Source organism: Shinella sp. GW821-FHT10F02, from assembly GCF_058809275.1.
On the sequence record NZ_JBXASL010000002.1, the window covers coordinates 625740 to 639964 of the forward strand.

Sequence of the window (14225 nt, forward strand, 5' to 3'; positions counted from 1 at the left end):
GTAAACTGACGCCAAGGCGGGACAAGGAAGAGACACGAGGCCCCCGCCGAAGGAGGACAGATGACGACCAGAACCTTCAACCAGCCGCTTGGCGGCAACGAAATGCCGCGCTTCGGCGGCCCCGCCACCATGATGCGCCTGCCGACGCAGCCGACCACCGAAGGGCTCGATGCCTGCTTCGTCGGCATCCCGATGGACATTGGCACGTCGAACCGGCCGGGCACGCGCTTCGGGCCGCGCCAGATCCGCACCGAGAGCTGCATGATCCGCCCCTACAACATGGCGACCCGTGCCGCGCCCTTCGACAGCCTGCAAGTGGCCGACATCGGCGACGTGGCGATCGACACCTTCAACCTGCCGAAATGCGTCGACATCATCACCGACGCCTATCGCGACATCATCAAGGATGGCTGCAAGCCGCTGACGCTCGGCGGCGACCACACGCTGAGCTACCCGATCCTGCGCGCCATCGCCGAAAAATACGGCCCCGTCGGCCTCATCCATGTCGATGCCCATGCCGACATCAACGAGCACATGTTCGGCGAGCCGATCGCCCACGGCACGCCCTTCCGCCGCGCGGTGGAGGCCGGCGTGCTCGACACCAAGCGCTGCATCCAGATCGGCGTGCGCGGCACCGGCTATGCCGCCGACGATTTCGACTGGCCGCGCGAGCAGGGTTTTCGCGTGGTGCAGGTGGAGGAGTGCTGGCACAAATCGCTGACGCCGCTGATGGAGGAAGTCCGCGCGCAGATGGGCGACCGCCCGGTCTACCTTACCTTCGATATCGACAGCCTCGATCCGTCGATTGCGCCCGGCACCGGCACGCCGGAGATCGCCGGTCTCAACACGATCCAGGCACTGGAAATCATCCGCGGCTGCTGGGGTCTGAACCTCGTCGGCTGCGACCTCGTTGAGGTCTCGCCGCCCTATGATCCCTCCGGCAACACGGCGATCACGGCGGCGAACCTCCTGTTCGAAATGCTTTGCGTCCTCCCGGGCGTCAAGAGGCGATAACATCATGGCAGACACCCATCTCACCACCGGCGAATATCTCGTGCGGCTGCTCGAATCCTACGGCGTCGAGCTGATCTTCGGCATTCCGGGGGTCCATACGGTCGAGCTCTATCGCGGCCTGCCGGCGACGAAGATCCGGCATATTACGCCCCGCCACGAGCAGGGCGCCGGCTTCATGGCCGACGGCTATGCCCGCGTGACCGGCAAGCCGGGTGTCTGCTTCATCGTCACCGGCCCCGGCATGACGAACATCGCCACCGCCATGGGCCAGGCCTATGCGGATTCGGTGCCGATGCTGGTCATCTCGGCGGTCAATTCGCGCGACCAGCTCGCCATGGGGCAGGGCCGCCTGCACGAACTGCCCTCGCAGCGCAATCTGGTGGCCGGCGTTGCCGCCTTCAGCCACACCCTGCTCGATCCCGCGCAGCTTCCCGAGGTGATGGCCCGCGCCTTCACCGTGTTCAATTCCGCCCGCCCGCGCCCCGTCCATATCGAAATCCCGCTCGATGTGATCGTCGCTTCCGCCGATCAGCTTTCGACTGACGCCTGGCCGCTGCCGGGCCGGGCTGCCGCCGATCCGGCGAGCATCGACAAGGCCGCCGCGATCCTCAAGGCTGCCAAGCGGCCGATGATCGTTGCCGGCGGCGGGGCTGCGGATGCCGCAGCGGAGATCGCCACTATTGCGGAAAAACTCGACGCGCCGGTCTTCATGACCATCAACGGCCGCGGCATCCTGAAGCCCGGCGATCCGCGGATCATGAACGGCAATCTCAGCATGCAGCCGCTGCTCGACGAACTCGCCGCCAGCGATGCGATCCTCGCCATCGGCACGGAATTCGGCGAGACGGAAATGTATCCCGAGCCGAAGCCGCTCGCCTTCGGCGGCCCGCTGATCCGCATCGATATCGACCCGGCGCAGCTCGTTTCGGGCCTGCGCTGCGACCTGCCGATCACCGCCGACGCGAAACTCGCCGCCGCAAGCCTCAACGCCGCCCTTGGCGAAGGCCGGGCAACCGGCGAGGGCGCGGCGCGCGCAAAAGCGGTGCGGGAAAAGGTCGAGGCCGGCCTTTGGCCTGCCTGCCGTACCCATGGTAAGCTGATGAAGGTCATCTCCAGCGTGCTGCCGGAGGCGATCGTGGCGGGCGACCAGACCGAACCGGTCTATGCGGTCAACCAGTTCTACCAGGCGCCGCAGGTGCGCTCCTTCTTCAATTCCTCCACCGGCTACGGCACGCTCGGCTACGGCCTGCCCGCCGCCTTCGGCGCGAAACTCGGCGCGCCGCACCGCCCGTCCGTCTGCCTGATCGGCGACGGCGGCCTGCAATTCTCGGTGCAGGAACTGGCAAGCGCCGTCGAGGCGGGCATCGCGACCGCCGTCGTCATCTGGAACAACACCAGCTACGGCGAGATCAAGGCCTTCATGGCCGAGCGCGACATTCCGCAGATCGGCGTCGATATTTTTACCCCCGATTTCGTCGGCCTCGCCAAGGCGCTCGGCTGCGAGGCCTCGCGCCCGGCCTCGATTGCGGAGCTCGAAAGCGAACTCGCCGCATCCACCACGCGCAAGGTGCCGACGGTCATCGAGATCCAGGCGGGCTCCGCGCTTGCCACAGCCCTGACAGCGTGAGGGGCGGATGCGGCACCAACTCTTCATCGACGGCCGCTGGCAGGACCCGGTAGAGCCCGGCCGCATCCCCGTCTTCGATCCCTATCGCGGCACGGTCTATCACGAGGTTTCCGCCGGCGGCCCGGCGGATGTGGCCAAGGCCGTGGCCGCAGCCAAGGTTGCATTTCCGAGCTGGCGCGATTGCGGCGGGCGGGAGCGCGCGCGTTATCTTGCGGCCATCGCGGAAAAACTGCGCGACCGCGCCGAAGAGCTGGCCCACCTTTCCTCGCGCAACAATGGCAAGCCGCTCGGCGAGGCGCGCATCGACATGGCCGATGCCGCGGCCTCCTTCGCCTATTATGCCGAGCAGGCGACTGCCCTTCAGGACCGGCAGGATGCTGGGGTCGCACTGCCCGAGGGCGGCTTCCATGCCCGGTTGCGGCAGGAGCCGCCAGGGGTCGCAAGCCTCATCGTACCGTGGAATTTTCCGCTGGTGACGACCTCTTGGAAGGTGGCGCCCGCACTCGCCGCCGGCTGCACCGTCGTACTGAAGCCGTCCGAAATCACGCCCGTCGTGGAACTGGAACTCGGCGCCATCGCGGAAGAGATCGGCCTGCCGCCCGGCGTGCTCAACATCGTCACCGGCACCGGCGACCGCGTCGGCGCGCCGATGACGACCCATCCGGACGTCGCGAAAATCTCCTTCACCGGCTCGAATGCGGTCGGCGCGCGCGTCATGGCGGCGGGGGCTCCGGGTGTCAAATCGGTCAGCCTCGAACTTGGCGGCAAATCGCCGATCGTCGTCTTCGCCAATGCGGATTTCGACGAGGCGGTGGAATGCGTGCTCGGCGGCATCTTCTTCAATGCCGGCCAGATGTGCTCGGCGACCTCCCGCCTGCTGGTGGAAAAATCCATCGCGCCAAAACTGATCGAGGCCGTGATCTCAGGCGCAAGGGCGCTGAAGCCCGGCGATCCGCTGGATGAGGGCACGACAATCGGCCCGATCACCATGAAGGCGCAGCACGACAAGGTGCTCGCCTATATCGAACGCGGCAAGGCCGAGGGGCTGACGCTTTTGACCGGCGGCTGCAAGCCGCCCGGCCACGGCTGGTTTGTCGAGCCAACGATCTTCGGCGATGTACCCACCACCAGCGCCCTCTGGCGCGAGGAGATCTTCGGGCCGGTGCTTTGCATCCGTACCTTCGAGACGGAGGAAGAGGCCGTCGCGCTCGCCAACGACTGCGACTTCGGCCTCGTCGCCACCGTGGTGAGCGGAAACGAGGTGCAGGCGAACCGCGTGGCGAATGCCATCGAGGCGGGCCATGTCTGGATCAACAGCCCGCAGGCGATTTTCGTCCAGACGTCGTGGGGCGGCTTCAAGGCGAGCGGCATCGGGCGGGAACTCGGGCCGTGGGGCATGTCGTCCTATCTGGAGGTCAAACATATTACGTCGCGCTTGAAACGCTAACCTGCAACGACGGACCGGGGGGCATGTCGAAAAAGAAGAAAGAGCGGAAGAACGGCAAGAAGCGCGACAAGCGCAAGAAGCACTCGAAGAAAAATGAGGGGTACATCATGGAAACCATTCGCAATGTTGCCGACCTGCGCGTCGTCATGCACCGTAACGAGCGCCCGATCTATTTCATCTCCGCGACGAACTTCAACCTGATCGGCATCGACGAGTGGGTGCGGAACTTCAAGTTCGTGAGTTACATCGACTGCTTCGACGGCCGCCACCCGAACGTCTTCGTGCCCTCCGAAATCCCCCATGCCGAATTCGAGAGCATCGAGGACATCAACAACTACCTGCTGCAGCACAAGGAAGTGATCGACTACATTACCAAGCGCGGTGGCCGCGCGGTCGCCACCTTCCTGATGTTCGACGAGACGACCGAGGAAATCTGCGAGGAACTCGGCATCGAGATCTGGTTCCCCAGGGCGAAGCTGCGCCAGCGCTGCGACAACAAGATGGAAACCGTGCGCATCGGCAACAAGGCCGGCGTGCCATCCGTGCCGAACACGCTGGCACCCGCCCGCACCTATGCGGAATTGCTGTCTTCCGCCCGGAAGGCCGGCATCGGCACCGACCTCGTCGTGCAGACGGCCTTCGGAGACAGCGGCCACACGACCTTCTTCATCGCCGGCGAAGAGGATTACGACCGCCACGCCACGGAGATTTCCGCGGAGGACGAGGTCAAGATCATGAAGCGCATCAAGTGCCGCGGCGCGACCATGGAGGCCTGCACCACGGGCTCCGGCACGCTGGTCGGCCCGCTTCTGACCGAAGTTGTCGGCCAGCCGGCGCTGACGCCCTACAAGGGCGGCTGGTGCGGCAACGAGATTTTTCCGGGTGCCTTTTCGGAAAAGATCCGGGCGAAGGCGCGCGACATGGCCTACCGCTTCGGCAACCAGCTGCGCGAGGAAGGCTATCGCGGCTATTTCGACCTCGATTTCCTGATCGATGTCGAGGACAACGAGGTCTATCTCGGCGAATTGAACCCGCGCATCTGCGGCGCCAGCTCGATGACCAACCATGCCGCCTTTGCCTATGCCGATGCGCCGCTCTTCCTGTTCCACCTGATGGAATTTTCCGGCATCGACTACAAGATCGACGTCGAGGAACTGAACGACCGCTGGGCGCGAAAGGAGTTCATCGATTCCTGGTCGCAGGTGGTGATCAAGTCGACGGAAGACCTCGTCGACATCGTCACCCATGCGCCGGCGACGGGCATCTACCGCATGGCGCCGGACGGCAGCGTCTCCTATGACCGGTTCGACTATCACCGCCAGGCGATCGAGAGCGAGCAGGAGGCCTTCTTCCTGCGCATCACCGGGCCTGGTGATTATCGCTACGAAGGCGCCGATCTCGGCATCCTGATCACCCGCGGGCGGGTGATGGACGACGAATTCGAGCTGAACGAGCGCGCCAGCAACTGGATCAAGGGCATCAAGCGCCTATATGCCAGCAAGCCGCTGACGGAAATCCAGCGCGACGACGCGCCGGAAGCCGGCTCGTTCAAGATCCTGTAGGACGCCATGGACCTCCAGTTCGAAGCCATAGACGAAGATAGGCCCGGCCCCAAATGGCGGCGGGTGTTCGATCGCCACTGGCATGCCTATAGCCGCTGGTTCGTGCGCGACGGCGTGCGCTCGCGCCCGACCTATTTCATGAGCCTCAAGGCGCTGCGCAAGCACATGCCGGAGCTGCTGCCGACTTACGAGGCGATCGTCGCGACGGCCGGCGACGGGGACCTGGAAGCGCGCTTCCTCTCCATGTGGTGCCCGCCCTTCTATGTCGGCGGCTGTTCGCAGGCGATCCTGACGGGCGCCGAGCCCGCGCTCATCCGCAATTACGACTACAGCCCGCGTCTCCTCGAAGGCACCTGGCTCGCCTCCCGCTTCAATGGCAAGCGGGTGGTGGCAGTCGTCGATTGCCTGTGGGGCGTACTCGACGGCATCAACGAGGATGGGCTGGCGGTCTCGCTTTCCTTCGGCGGGCGCACCGCCGCGGGGCAGGGGTTCGGCATCCCCGTCGTGCTGCGCTACGTGCTGGAATTTGCGAGCACCACGGCCGAGGCCGTCGCCATGCTCCAGCGCATTCCCGTGCACATGTCCTATTCGATCGCGGTGATCGACCGGGAGGGCCATCACGCCACCGTCTATGTCAATCCGGATCGCCCGACCGAAGTCGTGGAACGGCGCGTCAGCACCAACCACCAGCACGGCGTCGAATGGGCGCGCCATGCGGAAACCACCCGATCGGTCGAGCGCGAGGCGGCGGTGGAGAAATCGCTGGCCGGCGCTGCCGATACGCAGCGCGTGCTTGCGGGGTTCCTCCGCCCGCCGGTCTACCAGACCTCTTACGGGCGCGGCTATGGCACGCTCTATACGGCGCTCTACCGACCGCTCGATGCCTCGGTGGAGCTGGTCTGGCCGGGGTCGGTCTGGCGGCAGTCCTGTGAAAAATTCGAGGAGGAGGTGCGCATCATCCGCTTCAACGACGGGGATTCAGGCGGCTTTGCGCCGACGTTCAAGCAGGGCGCAGTCAGCAGTTAAGGTGAGGGGGAAGACGTGAAAGTAGTGGTTCTGGGGGGCGGTGTCGTCGGCACGGCCGCGGCCTGGTATTTGTCGAAGGACGGCCATGACGTGACCGTACTGGAACGGCACGAGGACGTGGCGCGCGGCACGAGCCAGAGCAATGCCGGCCTCGTCTCGCCGGGCGATTCCACCGCCTGGGCCTCGCCCGCGGCCCTCACCACTTTCGTCAAGTCGCTGTTCCGCTCCGATCTCGGCATCAAGGTGCGCTTCAGCCTCGATCCGCACTTCCTCTCCTGGTGCCTTCGCTTCCTGATGCAGTGCACGCAAGCGCGCGCGAATGCCAATACCGAGGTCAAGCTCCGCCTCGCCTTCTACGCCCGGGAATGCATCAACGCGCTCCAGCAGGAAACCGGCATCTCCTACGACGACCGGCGCAAGGGCATCCTCTATTTCTACCGTTCACAGCAGAGCCTGGACGCCGGCGCCAAACACATGCGCTACATCGCCGACCGCGGTCTCGCCATCGAGGTGGTCGACCGTGAGCGGCTGGTGGCGCTGGAGCCCGGCCTTGCCGCGGTGAAACACCAGCTTGCCGGTGGCGTCTATTCGCCGATGGATCAGACCGGCGATTCGTCCCTCTTCACCCGCCAACTTGCCGAGCAGGCGCGCCAGCGCTACGGCACCCACTTCCGCTTCGGCACGACCGTCACCGGCCTCGATGTCGAAGGCGACCGGGTCAAGGCCGTTCTGACCGACAAGGGGCCGGTCGCCTGCGACGCCGTGGTGCTGTCGCTCGGGCCGGAGAGTTCGCTGCTGGCGCGCAAGATCGGCGTGGACGTGCCGGTCTATCCCGTGAAGGGCTATACCGCGACCGTGCCGATCGACGAGGACAAGGGGCCGACGATGGGCGGCGTCGACGAGGACCGGCTGATCGCATATTCCCGCCTCGGCAATCGCCTGCGCCTCGCCTCGACCGCCGAATTCGCGGGCTACGACCGCACGTTCAAGCCGTCCGATTTCGCGAACATGTTCAGGACGGCGCACGATCTCTTCCCCGGCGCGATCGATGAGAAAAAGGCTGTGCTCTGGTCCGGCCTCCGGCCGATGATGCCGGGTTCCGTTCCGGTGCATGGGCGTGCGCGCTACGAAAACCTCTTCCTCGATACGGGCCACGGCCATGTCGGCTGGACCATGGCCTGCGGTTCGGGAAGACTGGTCGCCGATCTCGTTTCCGGCCGCAAGCCGGAGATCGATACGGCGGGCCTGCTCTACAGGAACTGATGCGATGTCCGACCCGCAAATCTCGATCGACCTCGCCCGCATCGAAAAGAATGCCCGGACCGTCGTGGACCTCTGCCGCCAGTCCGGCATCACACCCTTCGGCGTCACCAAGGGCACCTGCGGCATGCCGCAGGTGGCGCACGCCATGCTGCGCGGCGGGGTGGCCGGCATCGCCGAATCCCGCTTCGAGAACATCCGCCGGCTGCGCGATGCCGGCATCGACTGCCCGATCATGCTCTTGCGCAGCCCGCCACTGACGCGCGTCGAAGAGCTGGTGCGCACGGTCGACATCAGCCTGCAATCCGAGCTGCAATTGATGCGCGAAATCTCGCGCGTCGCCGAGCGGCTCGGCCGCGTGCACGACGTCATCCTGATGATCGATCTCGGCGACCTGCGCGAGGGCATCTGGCCGAGCGACCTCATCCCCACCGTCGAGGCGGTGCTGGAGCTGCCGGGCGTGCGCATCGCCGGTGTGGGCACGAACCTCACCTGTTTCGGCGCCATCATCCCGACGCAGGAGAACCTCACCCAGCTCGTCGCCCATGCCTATAAGGTGGAAAGCATCACCGGCCGCCCGCTCGACTGGGTGTCCGGCGGCAATTCCTCCTCGCTGCCGCTGTTGCTCGCCGGCGGCATGCCAAACGGCGTGAACAACCTGCGCATCGGCGAGGCGATCCTGCAGGGCGGGCGCGATACGTTCCTGACCGATCCCTGGGACGCGCTCGACCGCGATGCGTTCGAACTGACCGGTGAGCTTCTGGAGGTCAAGACGAAACCCTCCATGCCGATCGGCCTCTCCGGCATCGACGCCTTCGGCAATGTGCCGGTCTTCATCGACGAGGGCGATCGGCTGCGCGGCATCGCCAATATCGGCCGCGAGGATGTGATTGCCGAGGGGCTGATCCCGACGCGGCCGGGCGTACGCGTGCTCGGCGCCTCCAGCGACCATCTGGTGCTCGATCTCACCGAGGCCGAACCGCCCTTGGCTGTCGGCGAGAATGTCAGCTTCCGCATGAATTACGGCGCGCTGCTGACGGTGATGACGTCCGAATATGTGGAGAAGGTTCCGATGCGGGATGTGCAGGAGGCGGGCGAGGCGAGGACCTTCGCGATCGAGACGGACGCGATCGGCGGCGCGCTGGTCGTCGTGCAGAACATTTCCGAGCGCATCGAGCAGCTTGGCTTCGAAAAGGGCACGGGTGAAAATGCGCTGGCGCTCTCCGTCTGCGCCCGACGGCGCGATGTCATTCGTTTCGTGGAGGAGGCAGGCCGCCGGCACGATGCGCTGGGCATGATCTGGATCGATTCCGATGCCGCGATGATGCCGGACGAGGGCGTCGAGGCGCCGGCGGAAAACGCCGTGCTGCGCCGCATGCTCACCCGCCTGCCGCCGCATGTCGCGCCGGAAAACATCGTGCTGATCGGCCTGCGCAATGCCGCACCGGAAGAGGTTGCGGCGCTGAAGGCATCGCGCATGCGCGTTTTCACCATGGCGGAAATCGATGCCGTGGGGCTGCGCCAGGCGATGCGCGAGGCGATCGCCCTGGTGGGCGCCGGCACGCGCGGCTTTCATCTCTGCTATTCGCCGACGGCCACCGACATGTCCGGATGGAGCGGCGGCATCGGCGGCATCACGGTGCGCGAGACCCATTCGGCGATGGAGATGGCGGCGCTCAGCGGCAAGTTGCGCTCGCTCAGCATTTCCGGCATTGATGCCGCGCTGCCATCGCCGATCGGTGCGGAATGCGCCAATTTCATCCTGTCGGCTTTCGGCAAGACCATTCTCTGATCACAACAATGGGAGACCTTTCATGATCAAGCGTATCAAGCCCGGCGCGCGCTTCTGCCAAGCCGTCGTCGTCAACGGCATCGTCACCACGGCCGGCGTCACCGGCGATGGCGCCGACACGGTCGCCCAGACCCGCGACATCCTTGCGACGATCGACGGCCTGCTGGCCGAGGCCGGCTCGTCCAAGGCCAAGCTGATCAGCGCCAATATCTGGCTGCGCGACATCGCCCATTTCAGCCAGATGAACGAAGTCTGGGACCAGTGGATCGACAAGGACAACCTGCCGGTCCGCGCCACGGTGGAAGCCCGCCTCGCGGCCCCGGAACTGCTGGTCGAAATCCAAGTCACCGCGCTCGTCTGAGCCTTTTGACATCGATCGAAAGCCGAGGCTGCCAACGCGGCCTCGGCTTTTTTCCGTTCAGAATGTCTTCAGCACGTCGCCCAGCGCATCCACCAGCATGTCGGCATTCTCGCGGGAGAAGACCAGCGGCGGGCGGATCTTCAGCACGTTGGCGTTGGGGCCGGAGGCGCTGATCAGGATGCGGCGCTCGCGCAGGCCGTTGACGATGCGGGTGGTCAGCGCCGCGTCGGGGCGCTTCGCCGCCGGGTCGGCGACGATCTCGACGCCGATGAAAAGGCCGGAGCCGCGCACGTCGCCAATCGCCGGATGGGAGAGGCTCCTGAGCCCATCCATCAAATATTGGCCGACATCCAGCGCATTCTGTTGCAGGCCTTCGATGCGGATCGTATCGAGCACGGCCTTGCCGGCGGCGGCAGCGATCGGGTTGCCGCCGAACGTGTTGAAGTAGCGTGCGCGCGGGCCGAAATCGGCTATGACCTCCGGGCGCAGCACGATGCCGGCCATCGGGTAGCCATTGCCCATCGGCTTGCCGATCGTCACCATGTCCGGCGCGACGCCGTGTCGCTCGAAGCCCCACATCGCTTCCCCCGTGCGACCGAAGCCGGGCTGCACCTCATCTGCCACGAAAAGGCCGCCGGCCGCATGGATCGCATCCACCGCCGGTTTCAGGAAGCCTTTCGGGCCGGCGAAGATGCCGTCGCTCGAAAAGATCGTGTCGGTGATCAGCATGGCCGGCTTGATGCCGTGACGCTTCAGGTCGGCGATGGCCGCCGCAACATCGCGGCCGAACTTTTCCATCATCTCCTCCGGCGAATGGCGATAGCTGTCCGGCGCGGGCACGGTGCGCACATGCGGGCCGAGCGTCACGGATTCGCCGAGCGAGGGCGAGAATTCGGCGACCGCGCTCGTCAGGCCGTGATAGGCAAGCTCCGTCGCGATGATGCCGGTGCCCCCGGTGACGTGGCGGGCGATGCGCACCGCAAGGTCGTTCGCCTCGCTGCCGGTGCAGGTGAACATGGCCTGGCTGAGGGCTTCAGGGAACGTGGCGGTCAGCGTCTCGGCATAATCGATGATGCCTTCGTGCAGGTAGCGCGTGTGCGTGTTGAGCACGGCGGTCTGCTTGGTGATCGCCTCCACCACGCGCGGATGGCAATGGCCGAGCGAGGCGACATTGTTATAGGCGTCGAGGTATTTTTCGCCGGCCGCATCATAGAGGAAGACGCCTTCGCCGCGCACCAGATGCAGCGGCTTTTCGTAGAACAGGCGGTAGGCGGGGCCGAGCACCTTTTCCCGGCGGGCGATCAATGCCCGCTCGGTCTCGTCCAGCCGTTCGAAATCGTCTCGCGAAAACGCATTTACCATCGACATGATTCAGCCCTCAGAAAGATTGGGCACGAGCTGCTTCAGCCCGGCCGGCGTCAGATCGGATATGTTTTGCAGGCCCCGCCAGGCGGTGGCGTGGTTGCGCATGATGTAGTCGCGGTTTTCCGGAAACCGTGCGGAGCGCCATTCGGCGATGATGATCGACATCGCCAGCCGCGACCGGGTGAGGAGCGGCAGAAGCTCGACCTCTGCGGGCTCCAGCGCGCGGGCGGACAGGAAGCCTTCCAGGAACGCCCCGATACGCGCCGCCCAGTTTTCCGTGGCGAGATGATAGGAGAGCGCGACGGCGAGATCGTTGATGAGAGGCGCGTGCACCATGTCGCCGAAATCGATGATGCCGACGACCGTGGTGGGGGCTGCCGGATCGAGCAGGATATTGTGCGGATTGAAATCGTTGTGGATGATCTGGCGGCGCCGCAGCCCGACAATGGTGGGAAGCGCGCGCTCGAATTCGGCAAGCACGGCTTCCGCCTGCGCCCGGCGTTCCGGCGCGACGTGGTCGACGACGGCGGCGAGATCGAGCGTGTGGGAGATATCCCACATCAGCTTGCCCGCCGGCGGGCGGCCGTCATAGTCCTCCAGGCCCCGCCCCAGCTCGGCGAGCGCACGGCCGACATTGCGGCTCTGCGCCTCGGTGGCGGGCGTGCGATACTGCAATTCGCCGCCGAGGAAGGTGAGCAGGCGCATGATGCGCGGGCCGTCTGCGGTGGAAAGCGTGTGGCTCGGTGCGCCATCCGTCGTCAGCACCAGCCGCGGCACGGGTACGGCGGGTGCGGCACGGGCGAGATGCAACAGCGCGCCATCCTGGAATTCCAGCGCCGCCGGGTCCTCGGCGGGATTGGCGATCTTCAGGATGAAATCCGTCCCGTCCGAGCGGGTGAAGAGGAATGTCTCGTCCCGCTCGCTGGAAAGCCGCTTGATTGCGCCGCTCGTGCCATAGACCCGCAGCACCGCGGCCTCGGCATCTGCGAGCGACGTCGGGCTCCACGTCGCCGACATGGAATCGGCCTTCTTGGCGGCGGGCGCTGGTTTCGTCATAGTGGCTCCGTTGGCGCGGTTTTCCGCATTTCCTCGACGTTCACCTTGAAACACGCCGAAAAAGATGCATCAAGTATCTTATTAGTCGATTTTGCGGACCAGTTCCATGCCTGAATTCACCACACTGGATCATGAGAACCTCAACAGCGTCGTTTATGGCGCGCTGTGCGATGCCCTCATGCAGGGACGGTTCCAGCCCGGCGACCGGCTGAAGATCCGCGACCTGGCCGAACAGTTCGGCACCAGTGTGACCCCGATCCGCGACGCCATCCTCCGCCTTGCCAATGACGAGGCGATCACCTTCCGCTCGCCGCGCGACATCCGCATTCCCGAGATGAGCGAAAGCCGCTACCGGGAAATCCGGGCGATTCGCGTGCGGCTGGAGGGGCTTGCGGCAGAAACGGCTGCGCAGGTTGCGACCAGCGCCGATATCAGGGCCTTGGAAGGCATTTTGCTTGAAAACGAGCAGGCGATTGCGGCCGGAGACCGGCTGAGAGGCACGCAGCTCAACCAGGCTTTTCACTTCATGCTGCCGCAGATCGCCGGGCTTCCGGTGCTGAACACCATCCTGCGGCGGCTGTGGTTGCAGATGGGACCGAACATTTCCGATGCCTATATAGAAGGCGGGCGTGCGATGATCGATCATCACTATCCGGTCGTCGAAGCGCTGAAACGGCATGACCCGGCCGCTGCCTCGATGGCGATCGTCGACGACATCCTGCTCGGCGGCAAGCCGATCCTCGAACGCATCGAGCGCGGCACGGAGCGCAAGGTTCGCCGGGCTTGAAGACGCTTTAAAAAGAAGGCTTGCATTTCGAAAACCGCCAATTACGATGCATCAAGCATCAAAGGAGACTGGGCGCATGACCGAAGAACGCCGCACCATGCTGCTGACCGGGGCGAGCCGCGGTATCGGCCACGCGACGGTCAAGCTGTTCCAGTCGAAGGGCTGGCGCATCCTCACCGTCTCCCGCCAGCCGTTCTCCGAAGACTGCGCCTGGCCGTCGGCCCGCGAAAGCCATATCCAGGCCGACCTTGCCGATCTCAGCCAGATCGACCGGCTGGCCGCCACCGTGCGCGAGCGCCTGCCGAACGGCCGGCTGCATGCGCTCGTCAACAATGCCGGCATTTCGCCGAAGGGGCCGGAAAAGAGCCGCCTCGGCGTGATGGGCACGGACGCGGATGTCTGGACGCATGTGCTGAATGTCAATGTCGTCTCGACGGCGCTGATCGCCCGTGCCCTCATGCCGGAGCTCGAAGCGGCGAAGGGCTCGATCGTCAACGTCACCTCCATCGCCGGAACGCGCGTTCATCCCTTCGCAGGTGTCGCCTATGCGGCATCGAAGGCGGCCCTCGGCTCGCTGACGCGCGAGATGGCGCATGAATTCGGCAAACGCGGCGTGCGGGCCAATGCCATCGCGCCGGGTGAAATCGAAACCTCGATCCTGTCGCCCGGAACGGACGCGCTGGTGGCGGCGGAAGTGCCGATGGGGCGATTGGGCGAACCGCGCGAAGTCGCGGAGACCATCTATTTCCTGTGCACCGAGCCGTCCTCCTACATCAACGGCGCGGAAATCCACATCAACGGAGGGCAACACGTCTGACGCCTGTCAATCGCGGGAAAAATCCCGTTGACCGGCAGGGACCGGAATGCATCAATCGGCTGGAAACGCCCCGGGGAAAGGGCGCGACGGCCGGAGAGGCTGCAAAACCGC

12 protein-coding genes are annotated in these 14225 nt (G+C 65.3%); 10 read left to right on the forward strand and 2 right to left on the reverse strand.

The features are described from left to right. Nucleotides 1–60 precede the first annotated feature (60 nt). The 8 genes from speB to AC1RWL_RS08805 are packed head-to-tail and all read left to right on the forward strand — an operon-like array spanning nucleotide 61 to nucleotide 10089. Nucleotides 61–1014, forward strand: coding sequence for an agmatinase (gene speB / locus AC1RWL_RS08770; protein WP_493094301.1), 954 nt, complete (start codon nucleotides 61–63; stop codon nucleotides 1012–1014). Between the two features lie 4 nt (nucleotides 1015–1018). After that, nucleotides 1019–2641: a 5-guanidino-2-oxopentanoate decarboxylase gene (locus AC1RWL_RS08775; RefSeq protein WP_493094302.1), complete on the forward strand. Its 1623-nt coding sequence runs from the start codon at nucleotides 1019–1021 to the stop codon at nucleotides 2639–2641. 7 nt (nucleotides 2642–2648) lie between these two features. Beyond that, entirely contained in the window at nucleotides 2649–4088 is a 1440-nt protein-coding gene (locus AC1RWL_RS08780; RefSeq protein WP_493094303.1) for an aldehyde dehydrogenase family protein, read from the forward strand. 23 nt (nucleotides 4089–4111) lie between these two features. Next, complete coding sequence (locus tag AC1RWL_RS08785) at nucleotides 4112–5650, forward strand: biotin carboxylase (protein WP_493094304.1); 1539 nt, start codon at nucleotides 4112–4114, stop codon at nucleotides 5648–5650. Between the two features lie 6 nt (nucleotides 5651–5656). Next, complete coding sequence (locus tag AC1RWL_RS08790; protein WP_493094305.1) at nucleotides 5657–6676, forward strand: C45 family autoproteolytic acyltransferase/hydrolase; 1020 nt, start codon at nucleotides 5657–5659, stop codon at nucleotides 6674–6676. A 15-nt stretch (nucleotides 6677–6691) separates the two neighbouring features. Continuing rightward, nucleotides 6692–7939 (forward strand): D-amino acid dehydrogenase, encoded by a 1248-nt coding sequence (locus tag AC1RWL_RS08795; RefSeq protein ID WP_493094306.1) that lies wholly within the window; start codon nucleotides 6692–6694, stop codon nucleotides 7937–7939. A gap of 4 nt (nucleotides 7940–7943) precedes the next feature. Next, a complete protein-coding gene (locus AC1RWL_RS08800; protein WP_493094307.1) occupies nucleotides 7944–9728 on the forward strand; it encodes an alanine racemase in 1785 nt (594 codons plus the stop codon). Nucleotides 9729–9750: 22 nt separating this feature from the next. Next, nucleotides 9751–10089 carry a RidA family protein gene (locus tag AC1RWL_RS08805; RefSeq protein WP_493094308.1) on the forward strand — a complete coding sequence of 113 codons (339 nt, stop codon included), beginning with the start codon at nucleotides 9751–9753 and terminating at the stop codon, nucleotides 10087–10089. A 57-nt stretch (nucleotides 10090–10146) separates the two neighbouring features. Here AC1RWL_RS08805 and AC1RWL_RS08810 read toward each other — a convergent pair whose 3' ends face one another. Next, complete coding sequence (locus AC1RWL_RS08810) at nucleotides 10147–11457, reverse strand: aspartate aminotransferase family protein (protein WP_493094309.1); 1311 nt, start codon at nucleotides 11455–11457, stop codon at nucleotides 10147–10149. 3 nt (nucleotides 11458–11460) lie between these two features. Next, nucleotides 11461–12510: a phosphotransferase gene (locus tag AC1RWL_RS08815; protein WP_493094310.1), complete on the reverse strand. Its 1050-nt coding sequence runs from the start codon at nucleotides 12508–12510 to the stop codon at nucleotides 11461–11463. Nucleotides 12511–12616: 106 nt separating this feature from the next. Here AC1RWL_RS08815 and AC1RWL_RS08820 point away from each other — a divergent pair, with 106 nt between their 5' ends. Together AC1RWL_RS08820 and AC1RWL_RS08825 are read left to right on the forward strand one after the other, a co-directional pair. After that, complete coding sequence (locus AC1RWL_RS08820; RefSeq protein WP_493094311.1) at nucleotides 12617–13297, forward strand: GntR family transcriptional regulator; 681 nt, start codon at nucleotides 12617–12619, stop codon at nucleotides 13295–13297. 76 nt (nucleotides 13298–13373) lie between these two features. Continuing rightward, nucleotides 13374–14114, forward strand: coding sequence for an SDR family NAD(P)-dependent oxidoreductase (locus tag AC1RWL_RS08825; protein WP_256116904.1), 741 nt, complete (start codon nucleotides 13374–13376; stop codon nucleotides 14112–14114). The last annotated feature ends 111 nt before the right edge of the window (nucleotides 14115–14225 follow it).

What these genes read in the sequence shown, in the direction of transcription:
- speB (WP_493094301.1), top strand. Translation starts at nt 61, where the DNA reads ATGACGACCAGAACCTTCAACCAGCCGCTTGGCGGCAACGAAATGCCG.
- AC1RWL_RS08775 (WP_493094302.1), top strand. Translation starts at nt 1,019, where the DNA reads ATGGCAGACACCCATCTCACCACCGGCGAATATCTCGTGCGGCTGCTC.
- AC1RWL_RS08780 (WP_493094303.1), top strand. Translation starts at nt 2,649, where the DNA reads ATGCGGCACCAACTCTTCATCGACGGCCGCTGGCAGGACCCGGTAGAG.
- AC1RWL_RS08785 (WP_493094304.1), top strand. Translation starts at nt 4,112, where the DNA reads ATGTCGAAAAAGAAGAAAGAGCGGAAGAACGGCAAGAAGCGCGACAAG.
- AC1RWL_RS08790 (WP_493094305.1), top strand. Translation starts at nt 5,657, where the DNA reads ATGGACCTCCAGTTCGAAGCCATAGACGAAGATAGGCCCGGCCCCAAA.
- AC1RWL_RS08800 (WP_493094307.1), top strand. Translation starts at nt 7,944, where the DNA reads ATGTCCGACCCGCAAATCTCGATCGACCTCGCCCGCATCGAAAAGAAT.
- AC1RWL_RS08805 (WP_493094308.1), top strand. Translation starts at nt 9,751, where the DNA reads ATGATCAAGCGTATCAAGCCCGGCGCGCGCTTCTGCCAAGCCGTCGTC.
- AC1RWL_RS08810 (WP_493094309.1), bottom strand. Translation starts at nt 11,457, where the DNA reads ATGTCGATGGTAAATGCGTTTTCGCGAGACGATTTCGAACGGCTGGAC.
- AC1RWL_RS08815 (WP_493094310.1), bottom strand. Translation starts at nt 12,510, where the DNA reads ATGACGAAACCAGCGCCCGCCGCCAAGAAGGCCGATTCCATGTCGGCG.
- AC1RWL_RS08820 (WP_493094311.1), top strand. Translation starts at nt 12,617, where the DNA reads ATGCCTGAATTCACCACACTGGATCATGAGAACCTCAACAGCGTCGTT.
- AC1RWL_RS08825 (WP_256116904.1), top strand. Translation starts at nt 13,374, where the DNA reads ATGACCGAAGAACGCCGCACCATGCTGCTGACCGGGGCGAGCCGCGGT.